General features: G+C 63.9%; 18 protein-coding genes. 9 read left to right on the plus strand and 9 right to left on the minus strand.

Going from position 1 to position 15,867, the window contains the following annotated elements; all coding sequences use genetic code 11:
* Positions 1-5 precede the first annotated feature (5 nt).
* The 3 genes from HGO92_RS05690 (at position 6) to HGO92_RS05700 (ending at position 2,649) form a co-directional block, all read left to right on the plus strand.
* A complete protein-coding gene (locus HGO92_RS05690; protein WP_169992699.1) occupies positions 6-890 on the plus strand; it encodes a transketolase in 885 nt (294 codons plus the stop codon).
* A gap of 47 nt (positions 891-937) precedes the next feature.
* The gene (locus HGO92_RS05695) at positions 938-1,894 is read left to right on the plus strand and encodes a transketolase family protein (RefSeq protein ID WP_169993092.1); all 957 of its coding nucleotides are present in this window, start codon (positions 938-940) and stop codon (positions 1,892-1,894) included.
* 95 nt (positions 1,895-1,989) lie between these two features.
* Entirely contained in the window at positions 1,990-2,649 is a 660-nt protein-coding gene (locus tag HGO92_RS05700) for a GntR family transcriptional regulator (RefSeq protein ID WP_169992701.1), read from the plus strand.
* A 106-nt stretch (positions 2,650-2,755) separates the two neighbouring features.
* On the opposite strand, the gene HGO92_RS05705 is transcribed toward HGO92_RS05700, so the two are convergent.
* The 5 genes from HGO92_RS05705 to HGO92_RS05725 form a co-directional block, all read right to left on the minus strand.
* A complete protein-coding gene (locus tag HGO92_RS05705) occupies positions 2,756-4,657 on the minus strand; it encodes an FAD-dependent monooxygenase (RefSeq protein WP_169992703.1) in 1,902 nt (633 codons plus the stop codon).
* Between the two features lie 299 nt (positions 4,658-4,956).
* Positions 4,957-5,580 carry an RES domain-containing protein gene (locus tag HGO92_RS05710; RefSeq protein WP_169992705.1) on the minus strand — a complete coding sequence of 208 codons (624 nt, stop codon included), beginning with the start codon at positions 5,578-5,580 and terminating at the stop codon, positions 4,957-4,959.
* Positions 5,577-6,137, minus strand: a complete 561-nt coding sequence (locus HGO92_RS05715) for a hypothetical protein (RefSeq protein WP_169992707.1) — start codon at positions 6,135-6,137, stop codon at positions 5,577-5,579. The genes HGO92_RS05710 and HGO92_RS05715 overlap by 4 nt, the downstream gene beginning before the upstream one ends.
* 190 nt (positions 6,138-6,327) lie before the next feature.
* Positions 6,328-6,870 carry a hypothetical protein gene (locus tag HGO92_RS05720; protein ID WP_169992709.1) on the minus strand — a complete coding sequence of 181 codons (543 nt, stop codon included), beginning with the start codon at positions 6,868-6,870 and terminating at the stop codon, positions 6,328-6,330.
* A 144-nt stretch (positions 6,871-7,014) separates the two neighbouring features.
* The gene (locus HGO92_RS05725) at positions 7,015-7,770 is read right to left on the minus strand and encodes a DUF429 domain-containing protein (RefSeq protein WP_169992711.1); all 756 of its coding nucleotides are present in this window, start codon (positions 7,768-7,770) and stop codon (positions 7,015-7,017) included.
* Between the two features lie 81 nt (positions 7,771-7,851).
* Here HGO92_RS05725 and HGO92_RS05730 point away from each other — a divergent pair, with 81 nt between their 5' ends.
* Positions 7,852-8,499, plus strand: coding sequence for a DNA alkylation repair protein (locus HGO92_RS05730; RefSeq protein WP_169992713.1), 648 nt, complete (start codon positions 7,852-7,854; stop codon positions 8,497-8,499).
* Positions 8,500-8,663: 164 nt separating this feature from the next.
* Positions 8,664-9,827: a cytochrome P450 gene (locus tag HGO92_RS05735; protein ID WP_169992715.1), complete on the plus strand. Its 1,164-nt coding sequence runs from the start codon at positions 8,664-8,666 to the stop codon at positions 9,825-9,827.
* A gap of 46 nt (positions 9,828-9,873) precedes the next feature.
* Here the strand turns inward: HGO92_RS05735 and HGO92_RS05740 are convergent, their stop codons facing one another.
* Positions 9,874-10,362 carry a winged helix-turn-helix transcriptional regulator gene (locus HGO92_RS05740; RefSeq protein ID WP_169992718.1) on the minus strand — a complete coding sequence of 163 codons (489 nt, stop codon included), beginning with the start codon at positions 10,360-10,362 and terminating at the stop codon, positions 9,874-9,876.
* Between the two features lie 127 nt (positions 10,363-10,489).
* On the opposite strand from HGO92_RS05740, the gene HGO92_RS05745 reads away from it, so the two are divergent.
* The gene (locus HGO92_RS05745; RefSeq protein WP_169992720.1) at positions 10,490-10,975 is read left to right on the plus strand and encodes an SRPBCC family protein; all 486 of its coding nucleotides are present in this window, start codon (positions 10,490-10,492) and stop codon (positions 10,973-10,975) included.
* A 98-nt stretch (positions 10,976-11,073) separates the two neighbouring features.
* Here HGO92_RS05745 and HGO92_RS05750 read toward each other — a convergent pair whose 3' ends face one another.
* Entirely contained in the window at positions 11,074-11,853 is a 780-nt protein-coding gene (locus HGO92_RS05750; RefSeq protein WP_169992722.1) for a VOC family protein, read from the minus strand.
* Between the two features lie 159 nt (positions 11,854-12,012).
* On the opposite strand from HGO92_RS05750, the gene HGO92_RS05755 reads away from it, so the two are divergent.
* The gene (locus tag HGO92_RS05755) at positions 12,013-12,762 is read left to right on the plus strand and encodes a DUF6308 family protein (protein ID WP_169992724.1); all 750 of its coding nucleotides are present in this window, start codon (positions 12,013-12,015) and stop codon (positions 12,760-12,762) included.
* 95 nt (positions 12,763-12,857) lie between these two features.
* Here HGO92_RS05755 and HGO92_RS05760 read toward each other — a convergent pair whose 3' ends face one another.
* Entirely contained in the window at positions 12,858-14,099 is a 1,242-nt protein-coding gene (locus HGO92_RS05760; RefSeq protein ID WP_346768866.1) for a M14 family zinc carboxypeptidase, read from the minus strand.
* A gap of 138 nt (positions 14,100-14,237) precedes the next feature.
* Between HGO92_RS05760 and HGO92_RS05765 the strand changes: the two genes are divergently transcribed.
* A complete protein-coding gene (locus tag HGO92_RS05765) occupies positions 14,238-14,426 on the plus strand; it encodes a hypothetical protein (protein WP_205834192.1) in 189 nt (62 codons plus the stop codon).
* Between the two features lie 29 nt (positions 14,427-14,455).
* The gene (locus HGO92_RS05770; protein ID WP_169992726.1) at positions 14,456-15,172 is read left to right on the plus strand and encodes an SOS response-associated peptidase; all 717 of its coding nucleotides are present in this window, start codon (positions 14,456-14,458) and stop codon (positions 15,170-15,172) included.
* Here the strand turns inward: HGO92_RS05770 and HGO92_RS05775 are convergent.
* Positions 15,169-15,756: a helix-turn-helix domain-containing protein gene (locus HGO92_RS05775; RefSeq protein ID WP_169992728.1), complete on the minus strand. Its 588-nt coding sequence runs from the start codon at positions 15,754-15,756 to the stop codon at positions 15,169-15,171. The genes HGO92_RS05770 and HGO92_RS05775 overlap by 4 nt on opposite strands.
* Positions 15,757-15,867: the final 111 nt, after the last annotated feature.

Raw genomic sequence — 15,867 nt, forward strand, 5'->3', positions numbered from 1 at the left:
CCACGTTGACACTGACAACCAGCATCCACAGCCCGGAGACCACTGAGTCCCGGCGGGAACGGGTCGAGGCCGCCGCCTACCGGATCCGGCACTACGGCCTGAACATGGGGGAGGTGCAGGGCCAAGGCTACGTAGGCCAGGCCCTGGGCGCCGCGGACATGTTCGCCGCGGTGTACGCGGATCAGCTGCGCCACCGCCCCGAGGACCCGGAGTGGGAGGGCCGTGACCGGTTCCTGCTCTCCACCGGGCACTACGCCATTGGCCACTACGCGGCGCTGGCCGAAGCCGGGATCGTTCCGGTCGAGGAACTGGACACTTACGGATCGGACGATTCGCGGCTGCCGATGTCCGGCATGTCCACCTACACACCCGGTATGGAGATCTCCGGCGGATCGCTCGGACACGGCCTGACGATCGCCGTCGGTACGGCCTTGGGGCTGCGCTATCAGGGATCCGAAGCGCGCGTGTTCAACTTCCTTTCCGACGGCGAACTGGACGAAGGCTCCACCTGGGAAGCCGCGATGGGCGCGTCCCACCACCAGCTGGGCAACTTGACGGCGATGGTGGACATCAACGCGCTGCAGGCGGACGGCAAGACCGACAGTGTGCTGCGGACCGAACCGGTGGCGGACAAGTGGGCCGCCTGCGGCTGGTTTGTGCAGCGGGTGGACGGCAATGACATGGGCGCCTTGCTGGCGGCGTTTGACGCTGCGGCCGCCCAAGCGGGGCCCGAGGGTAAGCCCTCGGTCATCCTGTGCGACACCAAGGTGGGCCGCGGCGTGCCGCTGCTGGAGAACCGCGAAAAGGCGCACTTCATGCGCATCGAGGAACACGAATGGCAGCTTTGCCGCGAGCAGCTGACCGCCGGGTACGAAGGAGAAACCAAGTGAGTACCACCGCCGCAACCCCCGCCAAGCCGCGGCTGAAGACCTCGGCGATGATCGCCTCCTTCGCCGATCCCGGCCAGAAGACCGCGCCCGCCCCGTTCGGCCACGCGCTGGTGAAGGCCGCGCAGGAGAATGAGAAGATCGTCGGTCTGACCGCGGATCTGGGCAAGTACACGGACATGCACATCTTTGCCCAGGCCTATCCGGAACGGTTCTTCCAGATGGGCATGGCCGAGCAGCTGCTCTTCGGCGCCGCGGCCGGCATGGCCCAGACCGGGCTGGTCCCGTTCGCGTCCACCTATTCAGTATTCGCCGCGCGCAGGGCCTACGACTTCCTCTGCCTGGATGCGGCCGAACCGAACCTGAACGTGAACATCGTGGGCGGCCTGCCCGGGCTGACTACCGGCTACGGCCCCTCACACCAGGCCACCGAGGACATGGCGATTTTCCGCGGCATGCCCAACCTGACCATCGTGGACCCGTGCGACTCGGTGGACATCGAGCAGGCCGTGCCGCAGCTGGCCGCCAGCGAGGGCCCCACCTATCTGCGCCTGCTGCGCGGCAACGTGCCCACCGTACTGGATGAGTACGGCTACACCTTCGAACTGGGCAAGGCCAAGGTCCTGCGCGGCGGCGCCGACGTCGTCTTCGTTTCCAGCGGGCTGATGACCATGCGCGCGCTGCAGGCCGCGAAGGACCTGGCTGCGCACAACGTGGACGTTGCCGTGGTGCATACCCCGACCATCAAACCGTTCGACGCCGAAACCGTTCTGGCCGAGGTCAATACCGACCGGCTGGTGGTGACACTGGAGAACCACACCGTCATCGGCGGACTGTTCGAAACCGTTGCGGCCGAGGTGGTCAAGGCGGGACTGGGCAAGCGGATCGTCCCCGTTGCGCTGCCGGACGAGTTCCTGCACGCGGGCGCCCTGCCCACCCTGCACGAGCGCTACGGACTCTCCGTGGACCGCATCATTGCCACGGTTCTCGGCGAACTTGAGGTGTGATGAGTGCGGTGAGCCGCGGGACGGCCGTAAGATCGACTGTTAACAGAACAACTGTCAACAGTCGTTCCCGGCCACACCTGAGGAAGTTGAACACCATGGCTGCAGAATCGATGTCGCTGCTCGGGCTGGAAAAAACCAGCCTCCGGCAGCAGGCCCTGGCCGCACTGCGCCGTGCCATCACCACCGGCGAGCTGGCTCCGGGCACACATCTGGTGGAGACCGAGTTGTCGGAGACGCTGCAGATCAGCCGCGGCACCCTCCGCGAGGCGATGCGCGAGCTGCAGCAGGAAGGCCTGATCTCCGCCGGGGCGCGCGGGCGGCTCTCGGTCCGCCACCTGGACGCCAAGGAGATCCGCGACATCTTCTCGGTCCGCGCCGCGCTCGAGTCCCTGGCCGCGTGCGAGCTCTGTGCGCTGGAGGACCGCGCCAGCGTCATCAAGGAACTCCGCGCAGCTATCGACGAAATGGCCGAGGCTGCCGAAGACGGGCTGGAAGGACGGATCGAAGCGGACCTGAACTTCCACCGGACCATGTGCCGGCTCACGGGCAACGAAACGCTTCTGCACTCCTGGCGCTCCCTGGAGGGCAACATCCGCATGTCCATCATGTTCGCGGGGCTGGAACGCGCCGTACGGAACATGGACGTTAAGCGGCACAGCGACATCGTCGACGCCCTCGAAACCGGGGATGCGGCGAAGGCCACCGAGACGATTGGCGCACACATGGAAGGCGCAGCCAGCGTCCTGGTGGGCTAGTCCCGCCACAGCTCTTTCCAACGCACGACGCCGGCCGTTCAGTTCCGTAATTACGAATTCGAACGGCCGGCGTCTTTTTTGCGCTATGTGAAAGGCGCGCCCTCGCCTAAGCCTTCTTGAGCTGGCGTGCCCGCAGGAGCGGGGCGAAGAATTCGGCCAGCTCCGCAGTCGCCGTCAGCGGCAGGATGTTGGCCACGTACTGATCCGGCCGGACCACCACGACGACGCCGCCGCGGTCGAGGCCGCGCGCTTCGAAGATGTCCTCGTCCTTGGCAACGCCGAAGACCTTCTCGAGGTTGGTCAGCTGGAACGGTCCAACCTGGGGCTTGAACACGTTCGGCACCGCATTGATGTCGACGTTTTCGTGCTTCTGCTGGTAGATGACCTTCACATCGAACCAGGCGTCGAGGTCCGCGCCTTCCGGGGTGGCCGCGAGCGGCGAGTCCGGGGCGTTCTTCAGCCACTCGGCAAAGTCGGCGACCGGCGAGGCTGCCCCGGCCTTCGCCTGGTCAGCGAAGACGTAGATGCGCCAGCGGCCGTCGGCGGTGGCCAGGTGTCCGAGGTGGAGCGGGTTCGTGTCGCAGACGCGCGAGACCTTGGCGGACTTGAAACGCTTGCCGAGGGGGAACCCGGTGGCGAGGTCCTGGTGCGCGTTCTCGCCGGTCAGGATCGAGGGCGCGTACTCGGTCATGAAGCCCGCGGGGAACTCGGCGGTGCGGACGTAGAAGTCCTCAAGCTCGGAGGGGGAGCTGAACTCTTCGGGCTTCTTCGCCATCAACGTCGACCATTCCTTGTCGAAGTCGATGAGGTTCTTGGCCACAACCTGGCGCTCCGCCGAGTAGGTGGACAGCAGGCTCTCCGGAGCGCGGCCTTCCAGCACATGCCCGAGCTTCCATGCGAGGTTGAAGCCGTCCTGCATGGACACGTTCATGCCCTGGCCGGCCTTGGCGCTGTGGGTGTGGCAGGCGTCGCCGGTGATGAAGACGCGCGGGGTCCGGGTGCCGAGGTCCTCAAGGTGCACGTCGTCGAACCTGTCGGTGAGGCGGTGGCCCACCTCGTAGACACTGTGCCAGGCAACGTTCTTCACATCGAGGGTGTAGGGACTCAGGATCTCGTTGGCCTTCGCGATGATCTGCTCGATGGAGGTCTTGCGGACCGCACCCTTGTCATTCTCGGGCACGACGCCGAGATCGACGTACATGCGGAAGAGGTAGCCGCCTTCGCGGGGGATCAGCAGGATGGAACCGCCGTCATGCGACTGAATGGCGCACTTGGTGCGGATGTCCGGGAAGTCGGTGTTCGCGAGGACGTCCATGACCCCCCATGCATGGTTGGCCGCGTCTCCCGCGAGGGTGCAACCGATGGAGGCGCGGACCTTGCTGCGGGCGCCGTCGCAGCCGACGACGTACTTGGCGTGCACCACGCGCTGTTGGCCTTCGTCCGGTCCGGCGCTGCGTACCAAGGTGACCTTAACGGGGTAATCGCCCTCGTCGGTGACCTCCAGGCTGCTGAACTCCCAGCCGAAATCGGGCTTCAGGCGAGCCGGGGAGTTGTGGGCAAACTCGGCGAAGTAGTCCAGCACGCGGGCCTGGTTGACGATCAGGTGCCGGAATTCGCTGACGCCGTGCTCGTCATCGAGGGCGCGGCCGCCGCGGACGATGTGCTTGGGGTTGTCCGTGTCCGGGCGCCAGAAGTTCATCTCCGTGAGCCAGAAAGCCTCGGCAGTGATCTCCTCGGCGAAGCCGAAGGCCTGGAAAGTCTCGACGCTGCGGGCCTGGATGCCGTCCGCCTGGCCGAGCTCCAGCCGTCCGCCGCGGCGTTCGACCAGGCGCGTGTTGATGTTCGGGAACTGGGCGAGCTGGGCGGCAGCAAGCATGCCTGCCGGCCCGGAGCCCACGATGAGGACGTCGACCTCGTCGGGGAGTTCCGAGGGGCGGTCGATGCCGACACCGGCAGCCGGCTGGACTTTCGGGTCACCTGAAACGTAACCGTGGTGATGAAACTGCACGGGCTTTCCTCACTTCGTTGTGCCGTTGTCGGCTGGTTCAGTGTTCGATAATCGAACATGACGCTCGATAATCGAATAGCTTTCGGTGTAAATACTGTAAGGCAAACATGACGCACGTAACAACTACTGTTTCGGCGAAAGGGGGAATGTGGGGTATGCCGGCCCCTGGCCCGCTCGGCGAGTAGGGCGCACCAGGAACTGGCGTCCTTCTTCGCTGGTGTGCTGCAGGCCTAGCCGAGTCAAAGTTCGACGACGACGACAACGACGACGGCGGATGCGTACCGATTGGTGCGCGTCCGCTAAGGCGCGGGATTTCCGACGATGTTGACGCCGAGAGCTTGGAACCGCCGGGTGAGCCAATCGAGCTGGTCCGGGAAGGCGAACGCGCGTTTGCCATCCTCTCGCGGCGCCAGATCGCTGCCGGCGACGCGATCACCGAAGAGAATATAGGCGCGCGAGGTATCGTGCCGGTTACTCATCCACACAAGCCCGTCCACGCCACCGGCGTGCAGGGCCTCCGCCCACCGGACCGTGTCGCCGTAGCGGGCCGCGGGAGTTACGGTCAGCTCCGTCCGCTCCACACCCAGACGGCGGAAACCGTCCCCCAGCAACGCGGCCAGGCGCAGTTCCCGCCGGACAAGCAGTGGGGACAGGACCTTCCGCTGGACCAAGCGGAGTTCAATTTCGCCGCCCGATACAGGTATGTCGTGGAGCAGTGTCTCTGCCACAGCAGCCGCCTCGGTCTCGGCTGCGGAGAGGGCGGGAACCGGAGGATCGCCGAAGAATGCGAAACGGGACCGACCATAGCCCGGATTGAATTCGGTGGCAGCCAGCTTTGTGTCGTGCACCCGGTAGATGGTTGTGCCGGCGGGGAGGACCTCGACGAGCGGTTCGGTCTGCCGCCCGTCGGGGGTCGTGATCACCAATTGATCCCGAAGTGATCTTCAAAGGCGCGGCACACGGCGTCGTCGTTGTTCAGGTTGTCCACCGGCCGTGACTCGTCTTCAAACCACGTGCTCGGCGCTCGCATCCACAGCAGGACGGTTTCCTCATCGACATCGAGTTCATGGGCGAGTGCGGCGAGGCGCTTCATCAGCGGCCGCACCCGGCCCTCGGCATTAAACTGATACCCGGGGTAGAGATAGGCGTTGCGGCGCTTGACGGCCATCAGCTCACCGCGCCTGCGCAAGTCGCTGGCGAAGCCGCCGGCGTTTTTGGCGCGCGAGCCGAGCCGGGCGGCGACTTCACGTCCAGTCAGCAACCCGAACTCCTGCGCGATCAGTCTCCATATGTTCTCGGTTGCTTGACTGCGTGCAGCCTGCTCTGGGCTCACCGTTGAGGTCAAACGCTCCAGACTTTCCTGCAGCGCCCGGACGGCACGCAGTTGCTCGCCGACAAGGTGCAGCAGCGAAGGCGTCAAGGCAGCCGCCTCGGTGCGGTCGATTCCGAGTTCCCTGGCGATCGAGTCTTCGATGGTCATGGCGACCCCATTCCGTCGATTCCGTAGATCCATCATATCTTCGTAAACCACGTCGTCGACGTGCCGGACAACCAGACCTGACCGTTCGAGTAACTAAGGAGGGCGAACGACGACGGCGAGGGCCCACTTGGGTGGCGCTCGCCGTCGTATTTTTGCTGCCGAACTCTGGATTAAGTGTGGAGAACCGCCCTTAGACTGCCGGCGCCGGCGGAACTGCTGCCTCTGCCTCGAAACTCCGCGGCTGTGTTGCTCTGCCTTCAGCAGTTCGCCCTGTGCGCGCAGCAGCAATTGAACGGCCGGCGACGTCGGCACAGAATCCGAGGACGAAGAGAAGCATCAATGATGGGATGCGTCCGGAGTTGAGGGAAGTGTGCAATGCGGCGGTCTGTTCGGACAGGACCGGAATCGTGTCCGCGACAAACCAGCCGTTAACGACTTGCTGTTGCGGTGCACCTTCGGTGGAGCCATCGTTGATGATCTTGTTGGTTTCGGCCGCGGAAATGCTCGACGACCAGTCGGCAGCCGAGCCGCCCTGTGGAGCCGCGAACCACACAATGATCGCCAGGACAGCGACGACCAGCCAGACTGCGGCGCGGTAGGCGTCGGCGTTGAACGTTTTGGCTTTCTTTGCCTTAACCGTCTTCTGCATGTTGGCCATAAAGGGCGCCGGCGCTTCCGGTCTAAGTGGTGGGTTCTGATTCTGGGCAGGGTTGTATGCGGGAAAGTCGGTCATGGAAAGGCTCCGTTGAGTCGTGCGAGAGGTGGGACGATGGTCCGCTGCTGATCGTAACAACGAGCGCCGACGGTTTCGGCGGAAAATGGTTCCGTTCCGCTAACGGTTTGCACATCCACATGCTTTGCGTCGGATTGCCCCGTTTCAGTTGGCCAGCAGATCTCCGAGCGGGCTGCTGGGAAGATGGATCCAGCCTTCGTGGCGGGCTGCTTCGAGATGTTCGTCGCCCGGCAGCAGTGTTGCTCCCATGAGGGCGGCGCGGGTTGTCAGAGATGCGATGAGAGAATCCAGCAGGTCGTCTGACCCAACCAAGGCATCCCGATGCGGTCCGAGCTTGAGCCACGGCGCCATTTCTTCCAGCTGTTTCAGAATGAGGTGGCGGACCTCTGATTCGGGCCTTCCCTTACCCTTGTACTTCCGCGCTTCGATGTTCCATAACTTGAGGGAGGCGGCCGGATATATTTCCATGAGCCGGCCCGATCCATCAAGAGGTTGGTAGCCGTATTCCTTGGCAATTTTGGCCTGAATGACCGCGCAGCGCATGGCTGGATGGGCCAGCCGATCCGCCGAAACGCTCAGCGGAATCAGGCCGGTGATGCTCGTGACGAACCGGTCGCAGTCCCGGTAAGCGAGGAGACGGCGGCCGGCAATTCCGTCGTGCTGGAGCACGGCACCCGCGTTACGATGCAGGTGGCCCGTGAGGAAAGGCAACAGTGCTTGCGGCCAGCCGACAGGGCAATCAACTCCCGTGGCATCGGCGCTCGTGAAGAGGTCGACAACGTTCTCGTCGGTGACGCCGAGCTGCAGATGGGTCAGCCGTGCGGCATCCGGTACCCAGTCGAGGACGGCCGCAGCGGTTTTCTTCGGATCTGCGGCAAGATCGATGCCGAGGGTCTTCATACGCCTACTCTATTGGTGGCCTGTAAACGGAGTACGGGTCCGGCAAATGATGGATCTACAACTCGGCAGGAGGGCGCTTGAGTGAGTGACGCCGGTGAGTTCGTGGACGCTGCTCTCCAGCGCGAATCATCGTGGGAACGGGCCGAGGCGTGGGAAGCGCAGATGGGCAACGGCCTGAGTTACTACGGAGCATCGGTCGGGGCGGTGCGCGGGACCATTCGCGACGCCGGAAGGCGTTACCCCAAGCTGTCGCACGACGAGATCACGGCGCTGAGCTCCGAACTGTGGGCGGTGCCTGTGTTTGAGCGCCGCCTTGCCGCCGTCGTTCTGCTGCAATCCAACCTCCGCCTGCTGGACAATTCCGACCTCACACGTCTGGAGGGTTTTGTGCGCTCGGCGCGATTGCGTGCCCTGGTCGATCCGTTGGCCGTGGACGTCATCGGCCCCATGATCGAGGGGCTGGATGCACCGCTACGTATCCGTGCGGATGCGGTGTTGGACCGCTGGGCGGAGGACGACGACGTGTGGCTGCGTCGCGCCGTCGTGCTCTCGCCGCTGCGAGCCCTTCGGAAAGGAGGAGGGGACTGGGACAGGTTCGCCCGGCGCGCGAAGATCCTGCTCGAACAGTCCCAAGACGCCGGCACGGAGGGCGAAGTGGTTCGCGAAGCGGTTGCCCTGGTGCTCGCAGAAGTGGCGAAAACCAGGCCGGAACTTCAGCTGCCGCCGTAGGCCTCCGGGACAGGCCCTCTCCAAGTCTGGGAGGCAGATTTTTGATGGAACCGAAGCGGCAGCGGGTATAAGATCAGGCCTCATCGGGCCGGAAAGCCGGTCCGTCCTGGCGCTTCGGCCGGGAGCAGGCCGAAAGATTGCCGGGCTGAGCAGGAAGGCCAGCCATGGAGCACGTTCGGGCCCTTGAACAGTCGATGAATCCCTACCCCCACTACGAAGCGATGCGGGAAACCGCGCCGGTTTTCCATGATGAGCAAACCGGCATCTGGCACGTTTTCAAGTACGACGACGTTCACCGCGTCCTGTCCGAGCACGCCACGTTTTCCTCCCAGATGCCGCCCGGTGATCAGTCGGAGACGGGCCAGCTGTTCGCGGCCAGCCTGATCAACACCGACCCGCCGCGGCACCGGCAGTTGCGCTCGCTGGTCAGCCAGGCGTTCACGCCGAGGGCGGTTGAGGCGCTGGGCCCGCGCATCACGGGCATTACTGGGGAACTGCTGGACCAGTTCGCCTCGGCAGGAACGGCCGACTTAGTCCAGGAACTCGCCTATCCGCTGCCGGTGATCGTGATCGCCGAACTGATGGGCATACCGCCCGAAGACCGCGACCGTTTCAAGGTCTGGTCCGATTCCATCGTCAGCCAGACCACGGGCGGCGACGGCGAAGCCGACCATGCGCTCTTCGGTGAGCTGGTCGAGTATTTCCTGAACATGATCGAACAGCGACGGCGAACCCCGGGACACGACCTGATCAGCGCATTGCTGGCTGCGGAGATCGACGGGCAGCAACTGACCGTCCCCGAACTGCTGGGCTTCTGCGCCCTGCTCCTGGTGGCCGGCAACGAAACGACTACCAATCTGATCGGCAACGCAGTGCTGACCTTCACCGAGCATCCCGGCACTGTCGAGCGGTTGCTGGCCGAACCGGAACTGCTGCCGCACGCGATCGAGGAGGTGCTGCGGTACCGCTCCCCGGTGCAGGCTATGTATCGGGCAACTGTCGCCGATGCCACGCTGGGGGACCAGCGCATTCCGGCCGGTTCCTTGCTCATCGCCTGGATCGGTTCGGCCAACCGCGACCCGCGGCAGTTCGAACGGGCGGAAGAGTTCGACGTCGACCGCCCACCATTCCACCACCTCGCCTTCGGACAGGGGGTCCACTTTTGTCTCGGCGCACCGCTGGCCCGGCTTGAGGCCAAGATCGCGCTGCAGGCCGTGCTCTCCCGCCTGCCCGGACTCACCGTGCTGCCGGCGCCGCCCCTGGAACGGGTGGACAGCACGATCATCTACGGCCCCAAACAACTCCCGGTCACTTGGCGGCCGGAGTGAGCGCACCCCGACCGTCTGCCCGGCAGGAATTTCGGCTCCCGCTGGCTCAGGCTGGTCGCCGGGGCCGTCGGTTCTTGAGGTACTCGGCTGGCATTCCTGGCCCGATCCGCACCTTCACCTCGGCGGGATCTATCGGTCCGCATTTGGCACATACAGTTGCCTGCCTGACCTCCTCGCCGCATGCCGAGTGGTCGTAGAGGATAGGTGGCTCTCCGGGAGCTGCCCAGCGGTCTCCCCATTGCGTGAGTGCGATCAATGCAGGGGCAAGGTCGCGGCCCTTGGCGGTCAGCAGGTATTCGTGCTGCGCCGGCTGCTCGGAGACCTGACGTCGCTCCATGATGCCAGCCGCGAGAAAGGCATCGAGGCGGGACTGGAGGACATTGGTCGCGATGCCCAGGTTGTGCTGGAAATCGTTGAAGCGGGTCACCCCTGCAAAGAGTGCATCGCGGACGATCAACAAGCTCCAGCGTTCACCCACCACCTCAAGGGCGCGGGCGATGGAACAAACCTGGGATTCATACATTTTGCCGAGCATATAAAGATCATAACCAGAGTGCTTGCATGATGAAAGCGCCACGGAGTAGCATGACTTGCATCACACAAGTAGCGCGTCGATCCGTTGGCGCAACTCATGGTCGGCGCGAAGATGATTGGAAGCCATCATGAACAGCCTCACTAAGACCTTTTCGGTCGACCGGACTCCCGAGGAAGCCTTCCGCGCAATAACCAATGTGCGCGGTTGGTGGTCAGGAGAAATTGAAGGAGGAACCGAGACTCTCGGCGACGAATTCACCTACCGCGTCCAGGACATCCACTACTCAAAATTCAGGATCACCGAGCTGGTCCCAGCGAAGAAGGTCTCCTGGCTGGTCCTGGACAGCTATCTCAGCTTCATCCACGACAAGGAAGAATGGACCGGGACGACGGTCAACTTTGAGCTCTTCGAACGGGACGGCCGCACGCAGCTGAGCTTCACCCACGAGGGCCTGCTGCCCGCGCACGAATGCTTCGACGTCTGTTCGGACGCGTGGGGCGAGTACATCAACGGGAGCCTGCGGCAGCTGATCACAACCGGCTCTGGCCTGCCCAACTCGTACGAGCGCGATGAAGTGATCGAGGGGGTCCGCGCAAGAGAAAGCAGGCTTTAGGCGAGTGATTCCAAACGACGACGGCGGGGCGCACCAAGGCGAGCCCCCGCCGTCGTTGTTTGACGGGATACGGTGCCCGGCTGCTTCGGTCTTGAGCGCTACTGCTGCGGCAGTTCCTGGACGATGAGGAACATGGCACCGGTGGGATCGGTCAGGGTGGCAACGCGGCCGAAGGGGGTGTCTTCTGCCGGTTGGACGACCTGGCCGCCGAGTGCGGTTGTCTTCTCGATTGCGGCGTCGGTGTTTTCGACGGCGAAGTAGATGCGCCAATGGGCAGGGATGCTTTCGGGCAGGAACGAGCTGACGTCCATGATGCCGGCCTTGGCGTTCTCGCCCGCGCCGAGGGTTGTGTACTTGAACTCGTCGGTGTCGCTCAAGACGTCCGTGTCCCAGCCGAACACGTCCTGATAGAACTTCACTGTGGAGGGGTAGTCGCGCGTGAAGATTTCGTGCCAGGCCGGCGATCCCGGTTCAGCAGCGAGCTGGAAGCCGGTATGGCCGCCGAATTCCCAAACGCCGACGGCGGCCCCTCCGGCGTCGCTGATCATCGCCATTCTGCCCTGCTCGGGAACCTCCATCGGCGGCATGAGGATCTGGCCGCCACTGCTGGCCGCGGCCTGGGTGGTGGCGTCGATGTCATCCACGCGCAGGTAGGTGGTCCAGACATCCGGGTAGCCGGACTGGCCATCGTTTTTCATTAGGCCGGCGACGGACTGGCCGTTCTTGGAGGCCATGATGTAGCCGCCGTACTTCTCCTCATCGCCGGCCTCATAGGTCCAGCCGAACAGTTCGGTGTAGAAGTTCTTGGCCTTTTCCGGGTCCGAGGTCATCAGATCGATCCAGCACGGTGCTCCGGGGGCGATATCGGGCTTGGGCATAGCGGTTCTCCTATCGGTGGTGTGGAGATGGCAACAGGGGGAGTCTATGCCCGGCGCTGACAAGCGGCAATGGTTGCTCGGCCGTCTTGTCCTATCTAGGTCGGCTCGGCGGCGAATGAGCCTGATCTCATTCCTCGAGCCGGTTTTAGCGATAGCTTGATGAAGCCGGCGACGTTGATGCCGGCGCTCAAATTCAAAGGGGGAACGATGCCGTACAAGGCTCTGTTCAATGTGTCGATTGATCATGCGGCTACATATGTCAAGCACTACTTTTCTACTTGGGACAACGGACGCCCGAAGTTCACGGGCTCGCGGTTCGAGACGCTTGCAAACGGCGGTGATCTCACTTCTCCGAATGCTGTGACGGCTGACGATCTGATCGCTGTTGCGATGCTTGCCGTACACGTGCCGGGGCAGGCCGCGTTGGGCATACTCAACGGACTCGCAGGAGAGCTTGAGCCGCTGTGGGACCAATTGCCGACGGACGCCAAGTTCGAGGATCTGGACGGTGCCTCACACACGAACCTCCTTGGCCCCGACGGCCCTGGGCAGAAGATCTGGGATACGCTGCGCCAGAACAACGGTGGGGTTCCATGGGGCGTCGGACAAACAACAGCCAGCAAGATCATGGCACGCAAGAGGCCTCACTTAATTCCCATCTACGACTCGGTCGTCGGAAAGCAAACGGGCATGAAGAACAGCTCCGGCCAGTGGAACCAGTGGTTTGAAGCGTTTCAAGAAAAGCGCGACGGCGGCGGCCTTAAGGAGCGTCTGGAAACCATTCGAGAGCGCGCAGGGAAGCCGCACCTGTCGCTACTCCGCGTGCTGGACATCGTGCTCTGGATGGACGGGAGGGGCCCTGAGACCACGAAAGAGGTCGTCGATCTGAGCGAAGCCGGTGAGCGGTAAAAGCACTGCCTGCCTGAGGGACGCCCGGGGGCGAAGATAGCAGGAGCCACCGCCGAATAGACGGTGGCTCCTCTCGAGTTCAGCGAAGCTTGTACTCAGTCCGCCGTCTGGTCCCAGCCGTAGTCGGGGTAGTCGAAGAAGTCGTCGCCGTCGAGCGAATCAACTTCCCCGGTGGCCATTGAATCAACCAGCGACTCCAGCCCGGTCTGGACGGTCTGGACAAGCATGCCCTTCATCTTTTGGCCGAAGTCGTCGGACTGGCCCCGCACTTCGAAAAGCACGGTCGCCGAGCCGTTCAGCGCAAATGCGGAGCGGCCCTGCCCCGCATACTCCCGCTCCGCCGGATGGAAATAACGTCCGACGGCGGCAAGAGGAGACTGCGAGCCGTAGCTGTCCTTGATCCCATCGGCTACTGCCAGCGCATACCGGCGGGACTTGTCCTGGTCGAGTAGCGGCCAGTCCTCCTGATAGGCGGCGCCGTCGTTGACACCCAGCGGCGGGTAGTCCAGAGCGACGGAAATGTGCTTGCTGTCCTGGTCGCCTCCCGTCTGCTGGTCGCACGGTCCCATATGGTGCAGATCGACGACGGCGTCCACCTCGCCGAATTCTTCTTGCAGGTCTACGTAAACATCCCTGATGGTCCGGGACTCCGGCGCGAGGAAGAATCCTGCATCCTCCTGCAGCCCCGGGAGATCGCCTGGCTGAGGCACGTAGTCCAGGTTCGCGTTGAAATCGCGGTTCAGGTCGAAGCCGGGCAGGTTGATCCCGCCGTTGCTCGGACGGTGGTACCAAGCTGGCTGCGATCCCTCGAGTTGCGGATACAGGTTTTCGACGTCGTCCCATGACATGACGTTCGTGCGGCGGTTAAGTTCGCCGCCGTCGGGATTCACCATTGGCATTGCGACCAACGTGACGCCTTCGAGTGCTCGCCGGGTTTCCGCATCGTTGCTGGAGCCCAGCTTCTGGAGGATCCCCAGGAGAGCCTCGGTGCCCGTCCGTTCATTGCCGTGGATGGCGCTTTGGACGAGCAGCACTCGGTCACCCGTTCCGACCCGGGCCGTGTAGAGGTCACGGCCGAGCGCAGATTGGCCTACCACTTCGACTTCTACACGGCCGCTGCTGTTCTTTTCAATGCGCTCGAGCCGTGGACCGAGCTCTTCATAAGTGGTCCATCCGCTGAACTGGGGATCATCGGAGGTCTTGCAGGTACCCGCGCCTGGCGCGCTTGATTCTCCCGGAGCGGCTCCAGCCGGGACAGCCGTAACCATCGTGCACAGCATCGTCGCTGCGCCAATGGCGCCGAGTAATCTGCGGGGACTTCTGGCGAAATTGCTCACTGGTTTCTCCTCGTGCGAGTGATTGGGACAAGCCAAGCGTTGCCAGAGCCTGCTCCAGGGTCAAGGGTGAGCCGGTGAAATCGCCGTGCAAAGGGCAGGCTGTTCCTGGAGGGCCAAGGCTGGGGGTTCGGCGGCTCAGTGGACGTTGAAGCCAGGGATCCATGGAACGTGCCCGGACGCTACGGCTGGATCGGCGGTACGGGAACCGCTGCGCACGTCACGCCGTCCACTGGCGCCGTGACGATACTGCTGAGCCAAGTGGAAATGACCGGACCCGCCGCCCCTGTGATCATGCGGGACTTCTGGCGGTACGCCGCTGGCTCCTGAAGTGAGCTGCGTTGCGGCACAATGGACGCATGTGCGGACGCTACGTAATGGCCAAGGCCACGGCTGACCTGGTTGCCTCGTTCCGGACCGACGAGACGGTGGGGGACGATGTGCCGCCGTCGTGGAACGTCGCACCGACCGATGGGGTGCGGATCGTGACCGAGCGGCTGAACCACGACGGCGAGTTGTCCCGGCGGCTCGCCACGGCGAAATGGGGTTTGGTTCCCGTGTGGGCCAAGGACCCGAAATCCGGTGCCAAGCTGATCAACGCGCGGATGGAGACGGTCACCGAGAAGCCGTCGTTCCGCAAGGCCGCCGTCAAGCGCAGGGCGTTGGTCCCGGCCGCCGGCTACTACGAATGGGAGAAGAAGGACGACGGCGGGAAAATCCCCACGTACCTGTTCTCCGAATCGGAGCCGCTGATCGCGTTCGCTGGCCTCTACGAATGGTGGCCTGATCCGGCCCTGCCTGAGGACCATCCGGAAAAGTGGCTGATGTCCTGCACCATCATCACCACCGCTGCCGCAGACGCCCTCGGACACATCCACGACCGGACGCCGCTTATTGTGCCGCGGGACCTGCAGGAGGATTGGCTGAACCCGCAGCTGACGGACAAGGCGGAGGTGCAGGGACTGCTCGACGCCATTCCGGAACCGCATCTGGTCCCGCGCCGCGTCAGCAGCAAGGTCAACAGCGTCCGCAACAACGGCCCCGACCTCATCGAGGAAGACCCCGACGCCGGTTAAGTGGCGTGCTTGGGGCGGGCCCGAAGATGCGCCCGTTCTCCCTGCGGTCCGAAGAGCGCGAGGAACTCGACAGGTTCTTTATCCGCGTTGCCCGTCCAATGGGGGAGCCGGGTATCGAACTCAGCTGCCTCGCCGGGTACCAGTACCAGTTCCTTGTCGCCCAGCACCAGGCGCAGCCGCCCGCTCAAAATGTAGAGCCACTCGTAACCCTCGTGCGACCGCGGATCGGGCTCGGCCGGGTGGTCGACGGCGGGCAGGATGTACTTGTACGCCTGCAGTCCGCCCGGCCGCTGGGTGAGCGGCAAGACCGTGGCGCCGTGATGTTTGATGGGGCGAAGATGGACCCGCGGATCACCGGTCGGCGGGGCCCCGACCAATTCGTCGATCGGCACCGCGTAGGTCTGCGCCAGCGGCAGCAACAACTCCAGCGTGGGCCGCCGCTGCCCGGACTCGAGCCGGGACAGCGTGCTGACGGAGATGCCGGTTGCCGCCGACAGGTCAGACAGCGTGGTCTCCCTTTCCTGACGCAGGGACTTCAGCCGCGGGCCAACGGCGTCGAGCATTGAGCCCAAGTCTTCGTTCATGGACTCCATTTTGCCATTCCAGCAAACTTACTTGCCACTTTTCGTCCCCAGGGCGAACACTTAAGAAACCGCCGGATCTCCAGGACCGGCGGGACGGCTTGAACATGGAGG

It is taken from the genome of Crystallibacter degradans (genome assembly GCF_012952295.1).
Taxonomy (GTDB): domain Bacteria; phylum Actinomycetota; class Actinomycetes; order Actinomycetales; family Micrococcaceae; genus Crystallibacter; species Crystallibacter degradans.

Bases quoted from the DNA above. Each gene is read 5' to 3' on its own strand.
- HGO92_RS05695 (WP_169993092.1), top strand. From the start codon at position 938: ATGATCGCCTCCTTCGCCGATCCCGGCCAGAAGACCGCGCCCGCCCCG.
- HGO92_RS05700 (WP_169992701.1), top strand. From the start codon at position 1,990: ATGGCTGCAGAATCGATGTCGCTGCTCGGGCTGGAAAAAACCAGCCTC.
- HGO92_RS05715 (WP_169992707.1), bottom strand. From the start codon at position 6,137: ATGACCATCGAAGACTCGATCGCCAGGGAACTCGGAATCGACCGCACC.
- HGO92_RS05720 (WP_169992709.1), bottom strand. From the start codon at position 6,870: ATGACCGACTTTCCCGCATACAACCCTGCCCAGAATCAGAACCCACCA.
- HGO92_RS05725 (WP_169992711.1), bottom strand. From the start codon at position 7,770: ATGAAGACCCTCGGCATCGATCTTGCCGCAGATCCGAAGAAAACCGCT.
- HGO92_RS05735 (WP_169992715.1), top strand. From the start codon at position 8,664: ATGGAGCACGTTCGGGCCCTTGAACAGTCGATGAATCCCTACCCCCAC.
- HGO92_RS05740 (WP_169992718.1), bottom strand. From the start codon at position 10,362: ATGCTCGGCAAAATGTATGAATCCCAGGTTTGTTCCATCGCCCGCGCC.
- HGO92_RS05745 (WP_169992720.1), top strand. From the start codon at position 10,490: ATGAACAGCCTCACTAAGACCTTTTCGGTCGACCGGACTCCCGAGGAA.
- HGO92_RS05750 (WP_169992722.1), bottom strand. From the start codon at position 11,853: ATGCCCAAGCCCGATATCGCCCCCGGAGCACCGTGCTGGATCGATCTG.
- HGO92_RS05755 (WP_169992724.1), top strand. From the start codon at position 12,013: ATGAAGCCGGCGACGTTGATGCCGGCGCTCAAATTCAAAGGGGGAACG.
- HGO92_RS05770 (WP_169992726.1), top strand. From the start codon at position 14,456: ATGTGCGGACGCTACGTAATGGCCAAGGCCACGGCTGACCTGGTTGCC.
- HGO92_RS05775 (WP_169992728.1), bottom strand. From the start codon at position 15,756: ATGAACGAAGACTTGGGCTCAATGCTCGACGCCGTTGGCCCGCGGCTG.